The sequence below is a fragment of the Comamonas faecalis genome, assembly GCF_039538025.1.
Classification (GTDB): Bacteria; Pseudomonadota; Gammaproteobacteria; order Burkholderiales; family Burkholderiaceae_C; genus Comamonas_C; species Comamonas_C faecalis.
This window is the reverse complement of record NZ_BAABBP010000018.1, coordinates 52,699-71,247: the sequence shown is the minus strand read 5'-3', so window position 1 is coordinate 71,247 and position 18,549 is coordinate 52,699. Positions and strand designations below refer to the sequence as shown.

Below are 18,549 nucleotides of genomic sequence, written 5' to 3'. Positions count from 1 at the left end.
CGGCAAAACATTCGCCGCTTTGTGCTGCCACCTCGCAGACCCGACAGACGTTACCCGCGTGAGGTGCGCATGACCAAGACTCACTACCCCATCAAGAAAAATGCCGCTCAGGCTTAACTGAGCGGCATTGCTCCCCATGGAGCCCGTTGCCCCGCCAAAGCGGCAGGTGCAAGGCGCAAGGCGCAGCCGGGCTGGTGGCCCGGCGAGCATTTGCAACGCCGCAGATGCCGCTTTGGCGGGGCAACCCTTGGGGCAAGGCAGCAAAAAACCGCACTCTTCGTTGCGCGCCTTGTCCAGGCCGCCAGCATGGCCTGCGGCGCGCGCCTCGATTGCGGCTTTTTGCTGCCTTGCGGGCCCCATGGGGAGACCTTGAGCACGTTCTCAGGCCACCGCGTCGGCCGGCAGGCGCTGCAGCATGGCCAGGCTGCGGGCAATGGTGTCGCGCAGTTCGCGGCGGTCGCAGATCAGGTCGACGCCGCCCTTGGCCTGCAGGAACTCGGCGCGCTGAAAGCCTTCGGGCAGGGTGACGCGCACGGTCGACTCGATCACGCGCGGGCCGGCAAAGCCGATCAGCGCCTTGGGCTCGGCCATCACCAGGTCGCCCATGAAGGCGAAGCCGGCGGACACGCCGCCCATCGTAGGGTCGGTCAGCACGCTGATGTAGGGCAGGCCCTTCTTGGCCAGGCGGGTGAGCGCGGCGTTGGTCTTGGCCATCTGCATCAGCGACAGCAGGCCCTCCTGCATGCGTGCGCCGCCGGTGGCGGTGAAGCAGATGAAGGGCACTTTCTGCTCGATCGCGGTCTCGACGCCGCGCACGAAGCGCTCGCCGACGACCGAGCCCATCGAGCCGCCCATGAAGTCGAATTCGAACGCGGCCGCGACCACGTTGATGCTCTTGACCGCGCCGCCCATTACGACCAGGGCGTCGGTCTCGCCGGTGTTCTCCAGCGCCTCCTTGAGCCGCTCGGGGTATTTGCGGCTGTCCTTGAATTTCAGGGCGTCGACCGGAATCACCTCTTGGCCGATCTCGTAGCGGCCTTCGCCGTCGAGGAACGCGTTCAGGCGCGTGCGTGCGCCGATGCGGTGGTGGTGGCCGCAATTGGGGCATACGCTCTGGTTGAGCTCCAGGTCGGACTTGTACAGAACGGTTTCGCAGCTGGGGCACTTGATCCACAGCCCCTCGGGCATCTGGCGGCGGTCGGCCGGGTTGGTCTGCTGGATCTTGGTGGGCAGGAGTTTTTCTAGCCAGGACATGGTGTTGTGTAAATCGTTGAGCGTTGAGCGCGTGGTGCGGCGCTCGACCGGAATCAGGCGTCGAGTGCCTTGCGGATGGTGCGCAGAAAGTCGATGGTGACGCCGACGACGCGCTCGTGCGGCTGCTCCTCGATGAGCCCGATGATGCGGCTGCCGATCACGACCGCGTCGGCCGTACGGGCAATGGCCTGCGCGGTGGCGGCGTCGCGGATGCCAAAGCCCACGCCGACCGGGATCTTCACGTGCTCGCGGATGCGCGGCAGCATGGCCTCGACCTCGGCCACGTTGAGTGCGCCCGAGCCCGTCACGCCCTTGAGCGAGACGTAGTAGACGTAGCCGCTGGCCACGCGCGCGACCTGCTGCATGCGCTCGGGCGTGGAGGTGGGCGCCAGCAGAAAGATCAGGTCGATGCCGTGCGCGCGCAGGTCGGCGGCGAAGGCCTCGCATTCCTCGGGCGGGTAGTCGACGATGAGCACGCCGTCCACGCCTGCGGCCTGGGCGTCGCGCGCAAATGCGCCGTTGCCGTGGATCTGCTCGTAGCGCTCGACCGGGTTGGCGTAGCCCATCAGCACGACCGGCGTGTTCTGGTTGCGCTGGCGAAAGGTTTTCACCATGTCCAGCACCTGCACCATGCCCACGCCCAGCTGCAGGGCTTTTTCGCCCGCCTTCTGGATGACCGGGCCGTCAGCCATCGGGTCGGAGAACGGCACGCCCAGCTCGATGACGTCCACGCTCGCCTCGACCATGCCGTGCATCAGCGCTGGCGTGATGTCGGCGAACGGGAAGCCGGCCGTGACGTAGGGAATCAGCGCCTTGCGGCCTTCGGCCTGCAGGCGTTCAAAAGTGGCGGCGATGCGGCTCATGCTTTGTTCTCTCCCTTGACCTTGATGCCGCGCGCCGACGGGCGTTCGTACAAGTCTTCGCCCGACAGGTCGGCCACGGTGCCGATGTCCTTGTCACCACGGCCCGAGAGGTTGACCAGGATGGACTGGTCGGGGCGCATTTGTGGCGCCAGCTTGAGCGCGTAGGCAAAAGCGTGGCAGGACTCGAGCGCGGGGATGATGCCCTCGGTGCGGCACAGGTGGTGAAAGGCCGCCAGTGCCTCGTCGTCGGTGATGCCGACGTATTCGGCGCGGCCCGTGTCCTTGAGCCAGGCGTGCTCGGGGCCGACGCCGGGGTAGTCCAGCCCGGCGCTGATCGAGTGCGTCTCGGTGATCTGGCCGTTGTCGTCCTGCAGGATGTAGGTGCGGTTGCCGTGCAGCACGCCGGGGCTGCCGCGTTCCAGGCTGGCGGAGTGCTTGCCACTGTCCAGGCCCAGGCCTGCGGCCTCGACGCCGATCAGGCGCGTGGCGGCGTGGTCGATGTAGGAATAGAAGATGCCCATGGCGTTGCTGCCGCCGCCCACGCAGGCGACGACCGCGTCGGGCTGGCGGCCCGGGCCCAGCAGCTCGGGCATCTGCACGAGACATTCCTCGCCGATGACTTTCTGGAAGTCGCGCACCATCATCGGGTAGGGGTGGGGGCCGGCAACGGTGCCGATGATGTAGAAGGTGTCGTCGACGTTCGCGACCCAGTCGCGCATGGCCTCGTTGAGTGCATCCTTGAGCGTGCGGCTGCCGGACTCGACTGGCACGACGGTGGCGCCCAGCAGCTTCATGCGGTAGACGTTGGGGCTTTGGCGCCGCACGTCCTCGGCGCCCATGTAGACGATGCACTGCAGCCCGTAGCGCGCGCAAATCGTTGCCGTTGCCACGCCGTGCTGGCCGGCGCCGGTCTCGGCAATGATGCGCGGCTTGCCCATGCGCCGCGCCAGCATGGCCTGGCCGATTACGTTGTTGATTTTGTGCGCGCCGGTGTGGTTGAGGTCTTCGCGCTTGAGGTATATCTGCGCGCCGCCAAGCTCGGCGCTGGTGCGCGCGGCGTGGTAGATGGGAGAGGGGCGGCCCACATAGTGGGTCAGTTCAGAGCGGAACTCGGCCTGGAAGGCGGGGTCGTTGCTGTAGCGCGCATAGGCCTGGCGCAGCTGGTCGAGCGCATGCGTGAGCGTCTCGCTGGCAAAGCTGCCGCCATAGGGGCCGAAGTGGCCCCGTGCGTCGGGTTGTTGGTAGGTGGTGGACATGGGAGACATCATGCAAGAAGGGTGTCGGCCGCGCGGACGGCAGCGACGAATTGTTGGATTTTCCCGCAATCCTTGATGCCCTTGCGGGGGGATCCGTCGGGATGGTGCGCCTCGACGCCGGAGCTGACGTCAACCGCCAGTGACGGGCAGCACGCTTGCAGCTGTGCAATGCCATCGCCCACGTTTTCGGGTGTGAGTCCACCAGATAAAACGAGGTGACAGGGAACGCTTGGTGGCAGGTGTGACCAATGGAATGTCTGCCCGCCGCCGCCATAGCCGTCGACCAGGGCGTCGAGCAGCAGCGCGCGGGCTTGAGAATACTGTTGCGCGTATTGTAGGAGGTTGAAGTCGCGCCCCGCGTCACCCAGCGGAATGCGCGCGGCGCGCAGATAGGGCAGGCGCCCCTGGTCGCTGGCGCGCCAGCAGTCCTCGGGTGTTTCGTCGCCATGGAACTGCAGCCAGGCGCCGGGCACCTGGTGTGCTGCGGCCTGCACCTCGGCAGGCAGAGCGTTGACGAACAACAGCACCGGCGTGACGAAGGGCGGCAGCCGTCGGGCCAGCTGCGCTGCGCGCTGCGCCGTGACGGCTCGGGCGCTGGCTGGGTAGAGCACGAAGCCGATGGCGTCGGCACCGGCGTGGACCGCAGTGTCCACGTCCTGCTCGCGCGTGAGTCCGCAGATTTTGATGCGGGTGCGGCGGTGGACGGGCAGGGAAGGTGTGAGGGTCGGGCTGCTCATGGCAGCCAATGATACGCAGGCGTTTGCGTCGGCAGCCCCCAGGCGTCGTCGTAGACCGGGCCGAGGAAATACAACCCGTCGGGCGAGAAGGTGGGGGCGGCCGCGTCGCGTGAGCGCGCGTCGCGCACCTGCGCCATCCACTCTGGGGGGTGCTGACCCTGGCCGACAGCGATCAGGCAGCCCATGATGTTGCGCACCATGTGGTGGAGAAACGCGCTGCCCTCGAATTCGAAGCGCCAGTAGCAGCTGGGGCAGCCAGCGTTGTCGGGCGCCGCCGTGGGGGTGAGCGGCCGGTGGCCGATGTCGATGCGGTGCAGGGTCTTGACCGGTGTTTTGGCCTGGCAGCCGGCCGCGCGAAATGATGAGAAATCATGCTCGCCCAGCAGGTGGGATGTTGCCTGCTGCATTGCCTGGCCGTCCAGTGCCTGGAAGACCCAGCCGACGCGGCCGGACTCTACGCTGGGGCGCACCGGCGACTGCAGCAGTACATAGGCGTAGCGGCGCGCGGTGGCGCAGGCGCGGGCATGGAACGCCGGGGGCACGGTGCGTGCCCATTGCACCGCGATGTCGGCGGGCAGAAAGGTGTTGGTGCCGCGCACCCAGGAGGATTCGGCGCGCTTGACCGGTGCGTCGAAGTGCACCACCTGCATCAGCCCATGCACGCCGGCATCGGTGCGGCCGGCGCACAGGGTGTGCACGGGCTGGGCAGCAAAGCGGGTCAGCGCGGCTTCGAGATGGTCTTGCACAGTGCGCCCGGACGGCTGGCTTTGCCAGCCGCTGTAGGCCTGACCGTTGTAGCTCACGCCCAGGGCGATGCGCATTGAGAGGGGACTTTCCATCAAAAGACAAACCCAGACCAGGCTGCAACCGGGTCTGGGCGGGAGGGGGACGGGCGGTTAGTCGAGCTCGGCCAGCAGGCGCTGGGCTCGGGCCTTGAGCTCGCCATCGGCCTCGGCCATTACTTCCTCGACGAGGGAGCGCGCGCCTTCGCTGTCACCAATTGCCTTGAATTCTTCGGCCAGTGCCAGCTTGGTGGCCAGCGGATCGTCGGGCAGCGCGTCACTCGCAACGGGCGCTGGTGTGGTCTGTGCGTCGAGACTCGATGGCGTGGTGTTCAGGTCGAGCGACAGGTCTCCCAGGTCGAACTCCAGCGCAGCGGGCTCGCTGATCGCGGCGACCGGCATGGGCTGGGTGGCGTCGCCGCCTGTCAGTGCAGCGATGTCGGAGTCGATGAACGACAGGTCGTCGTCCTCGGCGGGCAGCTCCAGTCCGGCTGGAGCGGTGGCGGCATCCGCACGCGCAGTGTCGAATGCCGATGTTGCCTCGGGTGGCAGTTCCGGCAGGTCGTCGGGCAGATCCAGCGATACCTCGGGAAAGACGCTGATGGTGGTGTGCTCGGAGGCGTCGTCCACCGGTGCGTCGCGTCGCGAGTCGAGCCGGGAGTCGAGCGTGTCCGGGGTGGTCAACGCGGCGCTGGCCGCCGCTGCGGCAAAGGCGCTGAGTTCCTCGTCCGAAGCCTGTGAGGGCGTGGCGCGGTCTTCATCGACGTCCAGATCCAGGTCGGGCAGCACCGAATTGCGTGCCATGGCGTCGATTTCGGTGGCCGGGCCGTTGGGCTCGCTGGACAGAAAAGCTCCGCCGTCTTCGCCAGGCAGTGCGCCGCCTGCCAGTGGCTGCAATGCCGATTGGTACAGCGTGTTGCCCGGATCGAGCGCCTGTCCCAGTCCGGCGACATGCGACCAGTCCTGGCCCTGGCCTTCGCTCAGGCGGTGCACCTCGCGGGCCATGGCTTCCAGCGCGGAGCGATCCTGGCGCTTGGCGTAGATCTCGGCCAGTTTCACCGGAATGGAGACGCGATCGGGATGGTGGCGCATGGCCTCCTTGAGGATTTCCTCGGCCTGCTGGTCGCGTCCGTAGGCCAGGTAGACGTCGGCTTCGGCGATCGGGTCGACTTCGCCGCCGGCGTCCAGCTGGCTGGGCGAATAGTTCATCGATGAGCCGCCCGCCAGCTCGCTGTTGCTGGTGTCGACATGCTGGCCGCCATTGGTGCCGAAGAACGAGTCCGGGCTGCCTGTCGATTCGCCCAGCAGCGAGCTGTGGGCATCTTCGCGGTTGCGCCGGCTCTGGCTGTAGCGGTAGCCGCCGTAGCCGAGCAACAACAGCAAGATGGCCAGCGCGCCGCCGGTGACCATGGGGTCGTCGGTCAGCGTCTCCAGCAGGCTGGGCTCGGGCGGCGGTGGGGGTGCGGGCTTGCGGGCCTTGGGCTTGGCGGCTGGCTTGGCAGGCTCGGCTGTTTCGGCCTCGGCCGTCTCCTGCGCAGCTGGGGCTTGCGTGCTGGCGCTGGTCGCAGCGGGTACGGCGACGCCGGCGGCATCGTCCTCGGCCGGAGCGTCCACCTGGGGCGTGGCAGCGGGCGCGACACCATCGGGTTTGGCGTCGGCGCTGGCAGTGGCGGCCGCGGAAGCGTCCGAATCCTGGCTGAGCTGATTGAGCTCGGAGATGTTCTTGGACAGCTCGGCCATGCGGGCCGCGTCCTGGTCGGCCTGCTTGTTCTGTGCCAGCTGTTCTTCGCTCTTGCCGCTCTGGACGCTGCCCTGCGACAGGGTCAGCTTGTCGGGGCTGGGTGCCTGGGCCTTGCTTTCCTGCACCTGGGTTTGCACGCTGCCCTGGGCCGAGCGCTCGGCGGCGGCCACCTCGGCCTTGGTGGCCGATGCGGCCAGCGCGCGGCGGAAGGCGTTGAAGTCGCGGCTTTGCGCGGCGATGATCTTGCGCGCCTCGGCCGCGGTGGTCTGCTGGGCACTGCCCGCATCGGGCATGTGCAGTACGGCGCCGGCACGCAGGCGGTTGACGTTGCCCTGGATGAAGGCCTCAGGATTGGTGCGCAGCATGGCCACCAGCATCTGGTCGAGCGATACGTTGGCAGGCCGGTGTGCTTGCGCAATGCGGCCGGCGGTATCGCCCGTGCGCACCGTGACGGCTGCCGGCTCGGCAGATACAGGCGTTGGTGCTACTGCTGGTGTTGGCTGTGGGCGCGGCGCTGCCACGGGCTCGGGCCGGGGAGGAGTTGAGACAGGCCTGGGTGCGGGCGCAGGGCGCTGCGCTGCCCGGGGCGCGGCTTGTGCAACAGGCGCGGGTGCAGTGGTTTGGGCCTGGGCCGTGACGCTGGCCGCCGGTGCTTGCATGCTGGGCGGATCGAACAGCATGGTGTAGCTGCGCACCAGGTGGCCGGCACTCCAGTTGGCGTCGATCACCAGGTCGACGAAGGGCTCGTTGACCGGAGTGTTGGTGCTCAGGCGCAGCACGGCCGTGCCATTGGGGCGGCGCTGCAGCTCGATGCGCACGTCGTGGGCGATGGGGGTGTATTCCAGGCCCTGAGAGCGAAATTGTGCGGCCGACGCGGGTGCGACCTGCAGCGAATCGGCCTCGGCCGCGGTGATCTGGGGCAGTGCGATCTCGGCGCGCAACGGCTCGCCCAGCGCCGACTGCACCTGGATGCGGCCCAGTGCCAGGGCGCGGGCATCGTTGGCGTGCAGTCCGAGCGAGAGCGCGGCCGCCAGGGCCAGGGCAGAGAGTTTCCAGCGATGCATGTAGGTCAGCGAAGAAGAGAGGATTGGCGCCTGTCGCGGCGGGTTCTTGTGGTTGTAGAGCACGGCCGTCCCTAAGCGTTAGATTATGTAAATGACCTTAGCATCAATGTTTTGCACTGACAAGCTGACGCACCGCTGCAACTTCATACGGGTTTGCCGGAGCGCCGTAAATATGCTTGTCCTGTTGGTTGGGGACAACGAAAAGGCCGGCGCTGCAGCCGGCCTGGCTTGCCCCGGCGTGGGCGTTACGCCTGCAGCAGGATGCGCAGCATGCGGCGCAGCGGCTCGGCCGCGCCCCACAGCAGTTGGTCGCCGATGACGAAGGCCGACAGGTATTGCGGCCCCATATTGAGCTTGCGCACGCGGCCGACGCCGATTTGCAGCGTGCCGGTGATCGGCGCCGGCGTGAGTTCCTTGAGCGTCAGCGCCTTGTCGTTGGCGACGAACTTGACCCAGGGATTGCCGCCCTGGATGAGGGCTTCGATTTCGGCCAGCGGCAGGTCTTTGCTGAGCTTGATCGTGAGCGCCAGCGAGTGGCAGCGCATCGCGCCCACGCGCACGCACAGGCCGTCGACCGGAATGGTGGCGCTGGTGCCCAGGATCTTGTTGACCTCGGCTTGGCCCTTCCATTCTTCCTTGGACTGGCCGTTGGGCAGCTGGCTGTCGATCCACGGGATCAGGCCGCCGGCCAGCGGCGCGCCGAACTGTTCGGTCGGGACGTCCTCGCGAATCGTCTGCGCGACCCTGCGGTCGATGTCCAGAATGGCCGAGGCGGGCGTCGCCAGTTGGTCGGCCGCAGCGCCGTGGATCACGCCCATGCCTTGCAGCAGCTCGCGCATGTGCTTGGCGCCGCCGCCCGATGCTGCCTGGTAGGTCATGGAACTGATCCATTCGACCAGGCCAGCGTTGAACAGGCCGTTCAGGCCCATCAGCAAAATGGAGTTGGTGCAGTTGCCGCCGATCCAGTTCCTGCCGCCGGCGGACAGTTTCTGGCGGATCAGGCCGTCGTTGACCGGGTCGAGCACGATGACCGCGTCGTCCTCCATGCGCAGCGCGCTGGCAGCGTCGATCCAGTGGCCCTGCCAGCCGCTGGCGCGCAGCTGGGGGAAGACTTCCTTCGTGTAGTCGCCGCCCTGGCAGGTGATGATGATGGCGCACTGGGCAAGCGCGGCCACGTCGCCCGCGTCCCTGAGCTGGGTGTGGGTGCGCGCCACCGCCGGCGCCTTGCCGCCGGCGTTGGAGGTGGAGAAAAAGACCGGCTCGATCAGGTCGAAGTCGCCCTCGGCCTGCATGCGCTCCATCAGTACGGAGCCGACCATGCCGCGCCAGCCGACGAGGCCTACCAGTTGCTTGCTCATGAGAATTGCCCTTTCAAGTTAAAAACAGTGTGCGCGCTGTGCGGGACTGTCTTTGCTGCCGGCTCGTCAGGGCCGGTGGAGGGCGCACGACGATGCCGGAGCTGGATCAGCCCTTAATGGTCGTGGTTTTGGTGATGATTGCGCGTGCCGCCGTGCCGGCCGACGAAGCTGGATGCTGCATGGTGATGACAACGGCGGATTGGCGCATGACGCAGTATTTTAGAGGATGCGGCACGGCTCGCCGCATCCATTGGGTAACGCAGTCTTAACGCAACGCGTTGACGACCGCGTCGCCCATCTGCACCGTGCCCACCTTGGTCGTGCCTGCGCTGTAGATGTCCGGCGTGCGCAGGCCTTGGGCCAGCACTTGCTTGACGGCGGCTTCGATGCGGTCGGCGGCCTCGGGCTGGCCCAGGCTGAAGCGCAGCATCATCGCGGCAGAGAGGATGGTGGCCAGCGGGTTGGCCACGCCCTTGCCGGCGATGTCGGGTGCGCTGCCGTGGCTGGGCTCGTACAGGCCCTGTTTTTTGTCGTTCAGGCTGGCCGAGGGAAGCATGCCGATGGAGCCGGTCAGCATCGAGGCTTCGTCCGACAGGATGTCGCCGAACATGTTGCCGGTGACGATCACGTCGAAGGCCTTGGGCGCCTTGACCAGTTGCATGGCGGCGTTGTCCACGTACATGTGATCCAGGGCAACGTCCGGATAGTCCCTGTGCACCTCGGCGACCACGTCCTTCCACAGCTGGAAGGTCTCCAGCACGTTGGCCTTGTCGACGCTGGTGACTTTTTTGTTGCGCTTGCGGGCGGCTTCGAAGGCGACGCGGGCGATGCGCTCGATCTCGGGGCGGCTGTAGCGCATGGTGTCGAACGCCTCTTCGGCGCCGGGGAAGTGGCCGTCCGCAGCAGTGCGGCGCCCGCGCGGCTGGCCGAAGTAGATGTCGCCCGTCAGCTCGCGGATGATGAGGATGTCCAGGCCCGCGACCAGCTCGGGCTTGAGGCTGGAGGCGTCGACCAGCTGTTCATAGCAGATGGCGGGACGGAAGTTGGCAAACAAGCTCAGCGCCTTGCGCAGACCCAAAATGGCTTGCTCGGGACGCAGCGGGCGGTCGAGCTGGTCGTATTTCCAGTCGCCCACGGCGCCAAACAGGATGGCATCGGACGCCTTGGCCAGATTCAGCGTCGCTTCGGGCAGCGGGTGGCCCGCGGCTTCGTAGGCGGCGCCGCCTACGGGCGCTGTTTCCAGTTCGAACTTGAGGCCCAGGGCCTGCAGAACCTTGATGGCCTCTGCTGTGATTTCGGGGCCGATGCCGTCGCCGGGCAGGACTGCGATTTTCATGGTGTGAAGTATTTAAAAAAGCAACCAGCACCTGCCGGGCAGGCGCTGGGTCGAAGGGGATAGTCTGCGCGCGTCAGGCGTGCATCGTGTGCGCCAGCCAGGGCTTGGTTGCCAGACGCTGGGCTTCGTAGGCGGCGATCTTGTCCTTGTGGCGCAGCGTCAGGCCGATGTCGTCGAATCCGCCGAGCAGGCAGTACTTGCGAAATGGCTGCACGTCAAAGGGGATTTCCTCGCCCTGCGGGCGCACGACCACCTGGCGTTCCAGGTCGATGGTGAGTTGGTAGCCGGGGAAGGCGGCGACTTCGTCGAACAGCTGCGCCATGGTGCTTTCGGGCAGCACGATGGGCAGCAGGCCGTTCTTGAAGCAGTTGTTGAAGAAGATGTCGGCAAAGCTGGGCGCGAGGATGGCGCGAAAGCCGTACTGCTGCAGCGCCCAGGGCGCGTGCTCGCGGCTCGACCCGCAGCCGAAGTTCTTGCGTGCCAGCAGGATGGACGCACCTTTGTAGCGCGTTTGGTTGAGCACGAAGTCTGGGTTGGGCTTGCGCTTTTCCTCGGGCACGCCCGGCTCGCCGGGCTGATCCAGGTAGCGCCATTCGTCGAACAGGTTGGGGCCGAAGCCCGTCTTCTTGATCGATTTGAGGAACTGCTTGGGAATGATGGCGTCGGTGTCGACGTTCTCGCGATCCATCGGCGCCACGAGGCCTTGGTGGAGGGTGAATTTCTGCATGGTGTTACTTGGAGATGTCCTGGATTTTTTCACCGGCCTTTTCAATGCCACGCCCCGTGGCCTGGCCGGCGTCCTTGGCGTCCTGCTTGACGCCGGACCAGGTGTTGCAGCCCGCCAGCACCAGGGCCAGCGCCATCACGGTGAATGCAGCGATTTTTCGCATGGTGTATCTCCTTTTAGGCAAAGCGGCGGATGTCGACGAAATGGCCGTGGATGGCTGCCGCGGCGGCCATCGCCGGGCTGACCAGGTGGGTGCGTCCGCCCGCACCTTGGCGGCCTTCGAAATTGCGGTTGGAGGTGGAGGCGCAGCGCTCTCCGGCCTCCAGCCGGTCGGCGTTCATCGCCAGGCACATCGAGCAGCCGGGTTCGCGCCACTCGAAGCCAGCGGCCATGAAGATCTGATCCAGGCCTTCGCGCTCGGCCTGCTCCTTGACCAGGCCGGAGCCCGGCACGACCATGGCCAGCTTGATGTTTTTTGCCACCTTCTGCCCGATTTTTTTGACGACGGCCGCTGCTGCGCGCAGGTCTTCGATGCGGCTGTTGGTGCACGAGCCGATGAAGACCTTGTCCACGAAGATGTCCTGAATGGGCTTGCCCGGCGTGAGGCCCATGTAGGTGAGGGCGCGTTCCATCGCATGGCGCTTGTTGGCGTCTTTTTCCTTCTCGGGATCGGGCACGCGGTCTTCGACGCTGACGACCATCTCCGGGCTGGTGCCCCAGGTGACCTGCGGCACGATGTCGGCGGCCTGCAGCACGACGGTGGCGTCGAACACCGCGTCGGCGTCCGAGTGCAGCGTCTTCCAATAGGTGACGGCCTGGTCCCACTCGACGCCGGTGGGCGCCATCGGGCGGCCGCGCACGTAATCGATCGTCTTGTCGTCGACGGCGATCAGGCCGGCGCGAGCACCCGCCTCGATCGCCATGTTGCACACCGTCATCCGGCCTTCCATCGACAGGTCGCGGATCGCCTGGCCTGCAAATTCGATGGTGTAGCCGGTGCCGCCGGCGGTGCCGATCCTGCCGATGATGGCCAGCACGATGTCCTTGGCAGTGATGCCGGGCGCTACCTGGCCGTCCACGCGTACCAGCATGTTCTTTGCCTTCTTGGCCAGCAAGGTCTGCGTGGCCATCACGTGCTCGACTTCGCTGGTGCCGATGCCGTGCGCCAGCGCGCCGAAGGCGCCGTGGGTGCTGGTGTGGCTGTCGCCGCACACCACGGTCATGCCCGGCAGGGTGGCGCCGTTCTCCGGCCCGATGACGTGGACGATGCCTTGGCGGCGCGACAGAAAGGGAAAGAAGGCGGCCGCGCCCGATTCCTCGATGTTGTGATCCAGCGTGACGATCTGCTCCTTGCTGATCGGGTCGGCAATGCCGTCGTAGCCACGTTCCCAGCCGGTCGTCGGCGTGTTGTGGTCGGCGGTAGCGACGATGGAGCTGTTGCGCCAGACCTTGCGGTGCGCCTGGCGCAGCCCTTCGAAGGCCTGCGGACTGGTCACCTCGTGCACCAGGTGGCGGTCGATGTAGAGCACGGCCGTGCCGTCGTCTTCGGTGTGCACGACGTGTTCGTCGAAAATCTTGTCGTAGAGGGTGCGTCCCATGAGAGCCTCGTTGCGTGATTGATCGTAGGGGAAAGAACTGGTTTTTTGAATGGACGGCGTTGCGTCAGGCGGTCAGTGCTGCGGCGTTCTCGGTTTTTGCGACGCTCAGGTGCTCGACCAGCAGCCTGGCGGTGACCGGCAGTGCGTCGAAGTCGCGCGCAACCAGGCGCAGTTCGCGCTGCGCCCAGGGCTCATCCAGCGTGATGGCGCTCAGGCGGCCCAGGCCCTGCATCAGCTCGAAGGCGCGGTCGGGCAGCAGACCGACGCCCAGGCCGTTGTCGATCATGCGGCACAGGGTGTCCAGGCTGCTGGCCTGGATGCGCTGGCGCAGCGGCTTTCCGGTGCGCGCAGCGGCGGCCTGCATGGTCTGGCTGATCGAGCTGCCCGCGTGCAGGCCGACGATGTCCCAGTCCAGCACTTCGGCAAAGCGTACCTGGGCCTGGCCGGACAGCGGATGCCCCTGGGGCGTGACCAGCACCAGCGTGTCGCTGCGGTAAGGGCGGCTCTGCAGCTTGTCGTCCAGCCCGTTGGCTGGCACGCTGCAAATACCCAGGTCGGCAGCGCCTTCGTGCACCGCGTGCAGCACGGCCGGGCTCAGGTGTTCCTGCAGGTCGATCTTGACCTGGCTGTGAGTGCGGGCGAATTGGCCCAGGTCTTCGGGCAAAAACTGCACGATGGCTGATTTGTTGGCATGCATGCGCACGTGGCCGCGCACGCCGTCGGCGTATTCGGACAATTCGCCCTGCATGCGTTCCAGGCCGAACAGAACGGTGCGGGCGTGGTGCAACAGGCTTTCGCCGGCCGGTGTCAATGCCACGCCGCGGCTGTGGCGGTAGAGCAGGGCGGTGTCCACCGCGGCCTCCAGATCCGAAAGGCGTTTGCTGACCGCGGATGCGGCAATGAACTCGCGCTCGGCCGCGCGGCCGATGCTGCCCAACTCGCAGACGGCGACGAACAATTGCAGTGACGTGAGGTCGATGCGGCGCGCAAAACTGCGCTCTGAGCGCTTCATGGTGCAAAGTCTATCATCGCATTTAACGATGGCAATATGTTTTTTGGCTAAATTTTTCGTTTTGCCATCTTGTATTGAGATGTTTTGTGGGTGCTTGCCGATGGCCGACTCCAATGCGGTCACGGGCCGAATTGGCCGTGTCGGGTACCGATTGCACACTGGCGCAACAAGCAATACGCTGTCGGTGTGCGCCGTGTCTGTTTGCTATGGTCGTGCTGTCCGGCTACCTCGGGCCAGTATGGCGGTCATGGCGGGTAATGCGGCTCTGGAAATGTGAAAAGGAGAGAAAACCATGGCAACCGCACAACCGATGTACCACGCACCCACGTTCGAGCCGACCGTCGATGAACTGGAGACGCTCAAACTCCTGGAAATGGGCCAGCCCATGGGCATACCCGAGTCGCTCAAGCAGCATTTGTCGGGGCGTTTGCTCGATTGGGGCTATGTCGCCAAATCGGACGCCGGAGTGTTTTCGATCTCGGAACTGGGCCGCAAGCTGGTGCGTAGGCAGAACAACTAAGGCTTGTCTGGCCGGCCCGCGAGACTGCGGGTAATGTCTTGCTCGTGAATTGCAGCGCTGGAATTGGTATGCGTTGCAGCGGCTGCTGGCGCTGCGCGTCACAGGCAAAAAAAAGCCCGGTGAAACCACCGGGCTTTGAAGGGATCCAGAAACTTGCGTTTCGAGAGGATCCAAGGAGACAACCGTTGGGCTCTACCTGAAATATCAGGCTGCAGCCGATGTTCGCATTCTAAGGGAAAACCCCTGATTCAGGTGATCCCCCTTGATCCTTGATGGTTATTAACGCTTGCGGGCGGCGGCAGCCGTAGCCGTCTTGGCGGCGTTGGCAGCCGTGTTGGCCACGGCGTTGAAGTTGGCTTCAGCCATGTCATTGGCCTGCTTGACGGCCTTTTGCACGGACTCCAGCGCGTTGTTGGCAGCAGAGACGGCGCTCTTGAACACGGCAACCGTGGTTTCCGTGCCAGCCGGGGCGTTTTTGGTGGCGGTGTCGACCAGGCTGTTGAAGCTGCGCTGGACGTCGGCAGCCTGGTTTTCCCAGGCCTTGCCGAATTCGGTGCCGGTGCCCGAAGCGATTTCGTACAGCTGGCGGCTGTAGGCGACGGTCTTTTCAGCCAGCGGCTGGAACAGGCCGGCTTGCAGCGTCAGCAGTTCCTGGGCGTCCTTGGCCGACAGCATGGCCTGGGCGTGCGAGGAGGCTTCGGTCAACGAGGCGCGCGAGGCGGCAACATTGAGTTCGACGATTTTCTCGACGCCTTCAAAGGCCTTGTTGGTCAGGCTGAACAGGGTTTCGATGTTGGCCTTGTGAGCGGCCAGCAGTTGGTCAGGAGACAGAGACATGGCGATTTCCTTTCAGAAGCACCCCAAGGGGGTGGGTTGAGGGAGCTGCTCTGAACCCATGTATATGTTGCAGTGCAGCATGGATTCAATTGTAGGGGCAGATGGTGCGATTGCAAGCTTTTTTGTTGCACTGCAGCATTTTCATTGTTTCCGAGTGTTGCGGCGCCGCAGCAGCAAGCGGGCACAATCGGCGGCATGCACAGCCAATCTCCTGCTTCTTCGCCTTCACTGTCGCCGCAGCGCCCGACAGCACAAGTACGCAGCGCTTACAAGGCGTTTCGCACGCTGACCACGCGCTGGATGGACAACGACGTCTACGGGCATGTCAACAACGTTGTTTACTACAGCTGGTTCGATACCGCGGTGAATGCGTATTTGATCGAGCAGGGCGTGCTGGACATCCATCGGGGGGAGACGATCGGGCTGGTGGTTGAGACGCAATGCCATTATTTCGCGCCGCTGGCGTTTCCGCAGGTGATCGAGGCGGGGCTGCGGGTGGCGCGCCTGGGCAGCTCCAGCGTGCGCTACGAGGTGGGCCTGTTTGCGCAGGGCGAGGCCTTGAGCGCCGCGTGCGGGCATTTCGTCCATGTCTATGTCGGGCGCGAGGATCGCAGGCCGCGGCCACTGCCGCGGCCGCTGCGCGAGGTGTTGCAGGCGCTGTGCATGCCGGCGGCGTGACGCAGCGCCTGCCGCAGCGGCGGGCGCACGGCCCGTTGGGGTTTGGCGTCGCAGACGGCGCAACTGCTGCCAGAATGAAACACACGGCCCGGTCAAGGCGACCTGGGTGTTTTCTGCCTCTCGCGGGAGGTGTCTCGGGTTTTTCCATTCATGATCATCCACAGTCTGCTGGACACCGACCTGTACAAGTTCACGATGATGCAGGTGGTGCTGCACCATTTTCCGGGCGCGCAGGTCGAGTACCGCTTCAAATGCCGCAACCCGGGCTTTGCGCTGGCGCCGCTGGTCGATGAAATCCGCCAGGAGGTGCGTGCGCTGTGCAGCTTGCGCTTCAGCGACGAGGAATTGAACTACCTGTCGGCGCGGCGTTTCATCAAGAGCGATTTCGTCGACTTTCTGGCGCTGTTTCGCCTGAACGAGAAATACATCCGGATCACGCCGCTGGCCAATGGCGAGATCGACATCACGATCAAGGGCCCGTGGCTGCACACCATCCTGTTCGAGATTCCGGTGCTGGCCATCGTCAACGAGGTGTATTTCCGCAACGCCTACCCTCAGCCCGATGTCGCCGAGGGACGCAGGCGTCTGCTGGCCAAGGTCGACCAATTGCACGAGTGTGGGCTGGAGAGCCTGAAGATTGCCGACTACGGCACGCGCCGGCGATTTTCGCGCGTCTGGCACGATGAGGTGCTGCGCACGCTGTGCGATCGCCTGGGGGCGGATGCCGATGGGCAACTGGCCGGCACCAGCAACGTGCTGTACGCGATGAAGCTGGGACTGACGCCGCTGGGCACGATGGCGCATGAATACCTGCAGGCCTGTCAGTCGCTGGGGCCGCGCCTGCGCGACACCCAGGTGTTCGGCTTCGAGGTCTGGGCCAAGGAGTACCGCGGCGATCTGGGGATAGCGCTGTCGGACGTCTATGGCATGAACGCCTTTCTGCGCGACTTCGACCTGTATTTCTGCAAGCTCTTTGACGGTGCGCGCCACGACAGCGGCGACCCGTTCGCCTGGGGCGAGCGCATGCTGCAGCATTACCGCGACAACCGGGTCGACCCGCGCACCAAGACGCTGATCTTCAGCGACGCGCTCACGGTGCCGCGCATCATCGCGCTGCACCGCCAGTTCCACGGGCGCTGCCAGCTGGCGTTCGGTATCGGCACCAACCTGACCAACGACCTGGGTTACGAGCCGCTGCAGATCGTGATCAAGATGACGCGCTGCAACGGCCAGCCGGTGGCCAAGCTGTCGGACGCGCCGGGAAAGAACATGTGCGACGACGAGAAATACCTGGCCTATCTGCGCCAGGTGTTCGACATACCCAACCCTGCATGACGGAGGAGGAAACGGCAATGCAAGAAAAAATGACGATGAAACAGATGCGTGCGCCGGTTTTGGCGCTGCTGTGCCTGGCGCCCCTGTGGGCGGGCGCGGCAACCATCGATGGCGCCCAGCTGGCGGTGTGGTGGGGCGTGCCGTTTGCTGGTGTGCTGCTGTCCATTGCGGTGCTGCCGCTGCTGGCGCCGCTGCTGTGGCACCACCATTTCGGCAAGATCACCGCGGCCTGGTCGCTGGCGTTTCTGCTTCCGTTTGCCGTGGTGTTCGGCATGGATCAGGCGTGGGCCGGGCTGGTGCATGCGCTGGTCGACGAATACCTGCCCTTCGTCATCCTGCTGGCGGCGCTGTTCACGGTGGCTGGCGGCATCTACATCCGCGGCAACCTCAAGGGCAGTCCGGTACTCAATACCGCGCTGCTGGCCATCGGTGCGGTGCTGGCCAGTTTCATGGGGACGACCGGCGCATCCATGCTGCTGATCCGGCCCTTGATCCGCGCCAACGACAACCGCAAACACATGGTGCACGTGGTGGTGTTCTTCATCTTCATCGTCTCCAACGCCGGCGGCTCGCTCACGCCGCTGGGCGACCCGCCACTGTTCCTGGGCTTTCTGAAGGGTGTGGACTTCTTCTGGACCGTCAGCCATATCTTCCCCGAAACGCTGTTCCTGGTCGGCGTGCTGCTGGTGCTGTTCTTTGCCGTGGACAGCTGGTATTTCCGCCAGGCGGGCGAACTCCGGCACAGCGACCCGACGCCCGACTCTCCCGCCCCGGCGCTGGGCATCGACGGCAAGGTCAATCTGCTGCTGCTGCTGGCCGTCGTCGCGCTGGTGCTGATGAGCGGCATCTGGAAGACCGACGTGCAGTGGGACGTTTTCGGCACGGGCGTCGGCCTGCCCGGCCTGACTCGCGACCTGGGGCTGATCGTGGTCATGGCCGTCTCGCTGTGGCTCACGCCAGCGCAGGTGCACGAGGACAACCAGTTCTCCTGGGGCCCGATGCAGGAGGTGGCCAAGCTGTTTGCCGGTATCTTCCTGACCATCATCCCGGTGATCGCGATGCTCAAGGCCGGTGTGGATGGACCGTTCGGCCCCATCGTGCGAGCCGTGACCGGTTCGGACGGCGAGCCGATTCCGGCGATGTACTTCTGGGCTACCGGCATCCTGTCCTCGTTCCTGGACAACGCGCCGACCTACCTGGTGTTCTTCAACACCGCCGGCGGCGACGCGGCGACCCTGATGACCACGCATGCGGCGACGCTGGCGGCGATTTCCGCAGGGTCGGTGTTCATGGGCGCCAATACCTACATCGGCAACGCACCCAACCTGATGGTCAAGGCGATTGCCGAGGATCGCGGCGTCAAAATGCCCAGCTTCTTCGGTTACATGCTGTGGTCGTTCGGCATTCTGATGCCGCTGTTCTTCGTGATTACCTATCTGTGGATGCCCTGA

17 protein-coding genes are annotated in these 18,549 nt (G+C 65.4%); 4 read left to right on the top strand and 13 right to left on the bottom strand.

Annotated features, from left to right (window positions below):
• Window positions 1-381 precede the first annotated feature (381 nt).
• From accD to ABD767_RS11025, 12 genes are all read right to left on the bottom strand, one after another.
• A complete protein-coding gene (gene accD, locus ABD767_RS11080) occupies window positions 382-1,254 on the bottom strand; it encodes an acetyl-CoA carboxylase, carboxyltransferase subunit beta (protein WP_103045274.1) in 873 nt (290 codons plus the stop codon).
• A gap of 53 nt (window positions 1,255-1,307) precedes the next feature.
• Window positions 1,308-2,117: a tryptophan synthase subunit alpha gene (gene trpA, locus ABD767_RS11075; RefSeq protein ID WP_103045273.1), complete on the bottom strand. Its 810-nt coding sequence runs from the start codon at window positions 2,115-2,117 to the stop codon at window positions 1,308-1,310.
• Window positions 2,114-3,373 (bottom strand): tryptophan synthase subunit beta, encoded by a 1,260-nt coding sequence (trpB, locus tag ABD767_RS11070; protein WP_103045272.1) that lies wholly within the window; start codon window positions 3,371-3,373, stop codon window positions 2,114-2,116. Before trpB ends, trpA begins: the two co-directional genes overlap by 4 nt.
• Before the next feature lie 8 nt (window positions 3,374-3,381).
• Window positions 3,382-4,110 (bottom strand): phosphoribosylanthranilate isomerase, encoded by a 729-nt coding sequence (locus ABD767_RS11065; protein ID WP_103045271.1) that lies wholly within the window; start codon window positions 4,108-4,110, stop codon window positions 3,382-3,384.
• Window positions 4,107-4,931, bottom strand: a complete 825-nt coding sequence (gene truA, locus ABD767_RS11060; RefSeq protein ID WP_103045270.1) for a tRNA pseudouridine(38-40) synthase TruA — start codon at window positions 4,929-4,931, stop codon at window positions 4,107-4,109. The genes ABD767_RS11065 and truA overlap by 4 nt, the downstream gene beginning before the upstream one ends.
• Window positions 4,932-5,006: 75 nt before the next feature.
• On the bottom strand, window positions 5,007-7,697 hold the full coding sequence (locus tag ABD767_RS11055; RefSeq protein WP_103045278.1) for a FimV/HubP family polar landmark protein: 2,691 nt from the start codon (window positions 7,695-7,697) through the stop codon (window positions 5,007-5,009).
• A gap of 245 nt (window positions 7,698-7,942) precedes the next feature.
• Window positions 7,943-9,055, bottom strand: coding sequence for an aspartate-semialdehyde dehydrogenase (asd, locus tag ABD767_RS11050; RefSeq protein ID WP_103045269.1), 1,113 nt, complete (start codon window positions 9,053-9,055; stop codon window positions 7,943-7,945).
• 265 nt (window positions 9,056-9,320) lie between these two features.
• Complete coding sequence (gene leuB / locus ABD767_RS11045; protein ID WP_103045268.1) at window positions 9,321-10,391, bottom strand: 3-isopropylmalate dehydrogenase; 1,071 nt, start codon at window positions 10,389-10,391, stop codon at window positions 9,321-9,323.
• Between the two features lie 73 nt (window positions 10,392-10,464).
• A complete protein-coding gene (gene leuD / locus ABD767_RS11040) occupies window positions 10,465-11,118 on the bottom strand; it encodes a 3-isopropylmalate dehydratase small subunit (RefSeq protein WP_103045267.1) in 654 nt (217 codons plus the stop codon).
• Between the two features lie 4 nt (window positions 11,119-11,122).
• The gene (locus tag ABD767_RS11035; protein WP_103045266.1) at window positions 11,123-11,281 is read right to left on the bottom strand and encodes an entericidin EcnAB; all 159 of its coding nucleotides are present in this window, start codon (window positions 11,279-11,281) and stop codon (window positions 11,123-11,125) included.
• Between the two features lie 13 nt (window positions 11,282-11,294).
• A complete protein-coding gene (leuC, locus tag ABD767_RS11030; protein WP_103045265.1) occupies window positions 11,295-12,716 on the bottom strand; it encodes a 3-isopropylmalate dehydratase large subunit in 1,422 nt (473 codons plus the stop codon).
• A gap of 64 nt (window positions 12,717-12,780) precedes the next feature.
• Window positions 12,781-13,728 (bottom strand): LysR substrate-binding domain-containing protein, encoded by a 948-nt coding sequence (locus ABD767_RS11025; protein WP_103045264.1) that lies wholly within the window; start codon window positions 13,726-13,728, stop codon window positions 12,781-12,783.
• Window positions 13,729-14,020: 292 nt separating this feature from the next.
• Between ABD767_RS11025 and ABD767_RS11020 the strand changes: the two genes are divergently transcribed.
• Window positions 14,021-14,248, top strand: coding sequence for a hypothetical protein (locus ABD767_RS11020; RefSeq protein WP_103045263.1), 228 nt, complete (start codon window positions 14,021-14,023; stop codon window positions 14,246-14,248).
• Between the two features lie 279 nt (window positions 14,249-14,527).
• Here the strand turns inward: ABD767_RS11020 and ABD767_RS11015 are convergent, their stop codons facing one another.
• Window positions 14,528-15,085, bottom strand: coding sequence for a TIGR01841 family phasin (locus tag ABD767_RS11015; RefSeq protein WP_103045262.1), 558 nt, complete (start codon window positions 15,083-15,085; stop codon window positions 14,528-14,530).
• A 195-nt stretch (window positions 15,086-15,280) separates the two neighbouring features.
• On the opposite strand from ABD767_RS11015, the gene ABD767_RS11010 reads away from it, so the two are divergent.
• The 3 genes from ABD767_RS11010 to ABD767_RS11000 all read left to right on the top strand — a co-directional run bounded on the left by ABD767_RS11010 (window position 15,281) and on the right by ABD767_RS11000 (window position 18,549).
• Window positions 15,281-15,763 carry a thioesterase family protein gene (locus ABD767_RS11010; protein ID WP_103045277.1) on the top strand — a complete coding sequence of 161 codons (483 nt, stop codon included), beginning with the start codon at window positions 15,281-15,283 and terminating at the stop codon, window positions 15,761-15,763.
• Between the two features lie 150 nt (window positions 15,764-15,913).
• Window positions 15,914-17,098 (top strand): nicotinate phosphoribosyltransferase, encoded by a 1,185-nt coding sequence (pncB, locus tag ABD767_RS11005; RefSeq protein WP_103045261.1) that lies wholly within the window; start codon window positions 15,914-15,916, stop codon window positions 17,096-17,098.
• A 35-nt stretch (window positions 17,099-17,133) separates the two neighbouring features.
• Window positions 17,134-18,549 (top strand): sodium:proton antiporter, encoded by a 1,416-nt coding sequence (locus ABD767_RS11000; protein WP_103045276.1) that lies wholly within the window; start codon window positions 17,134-17,136, stop codon window positions 18,547-18,549.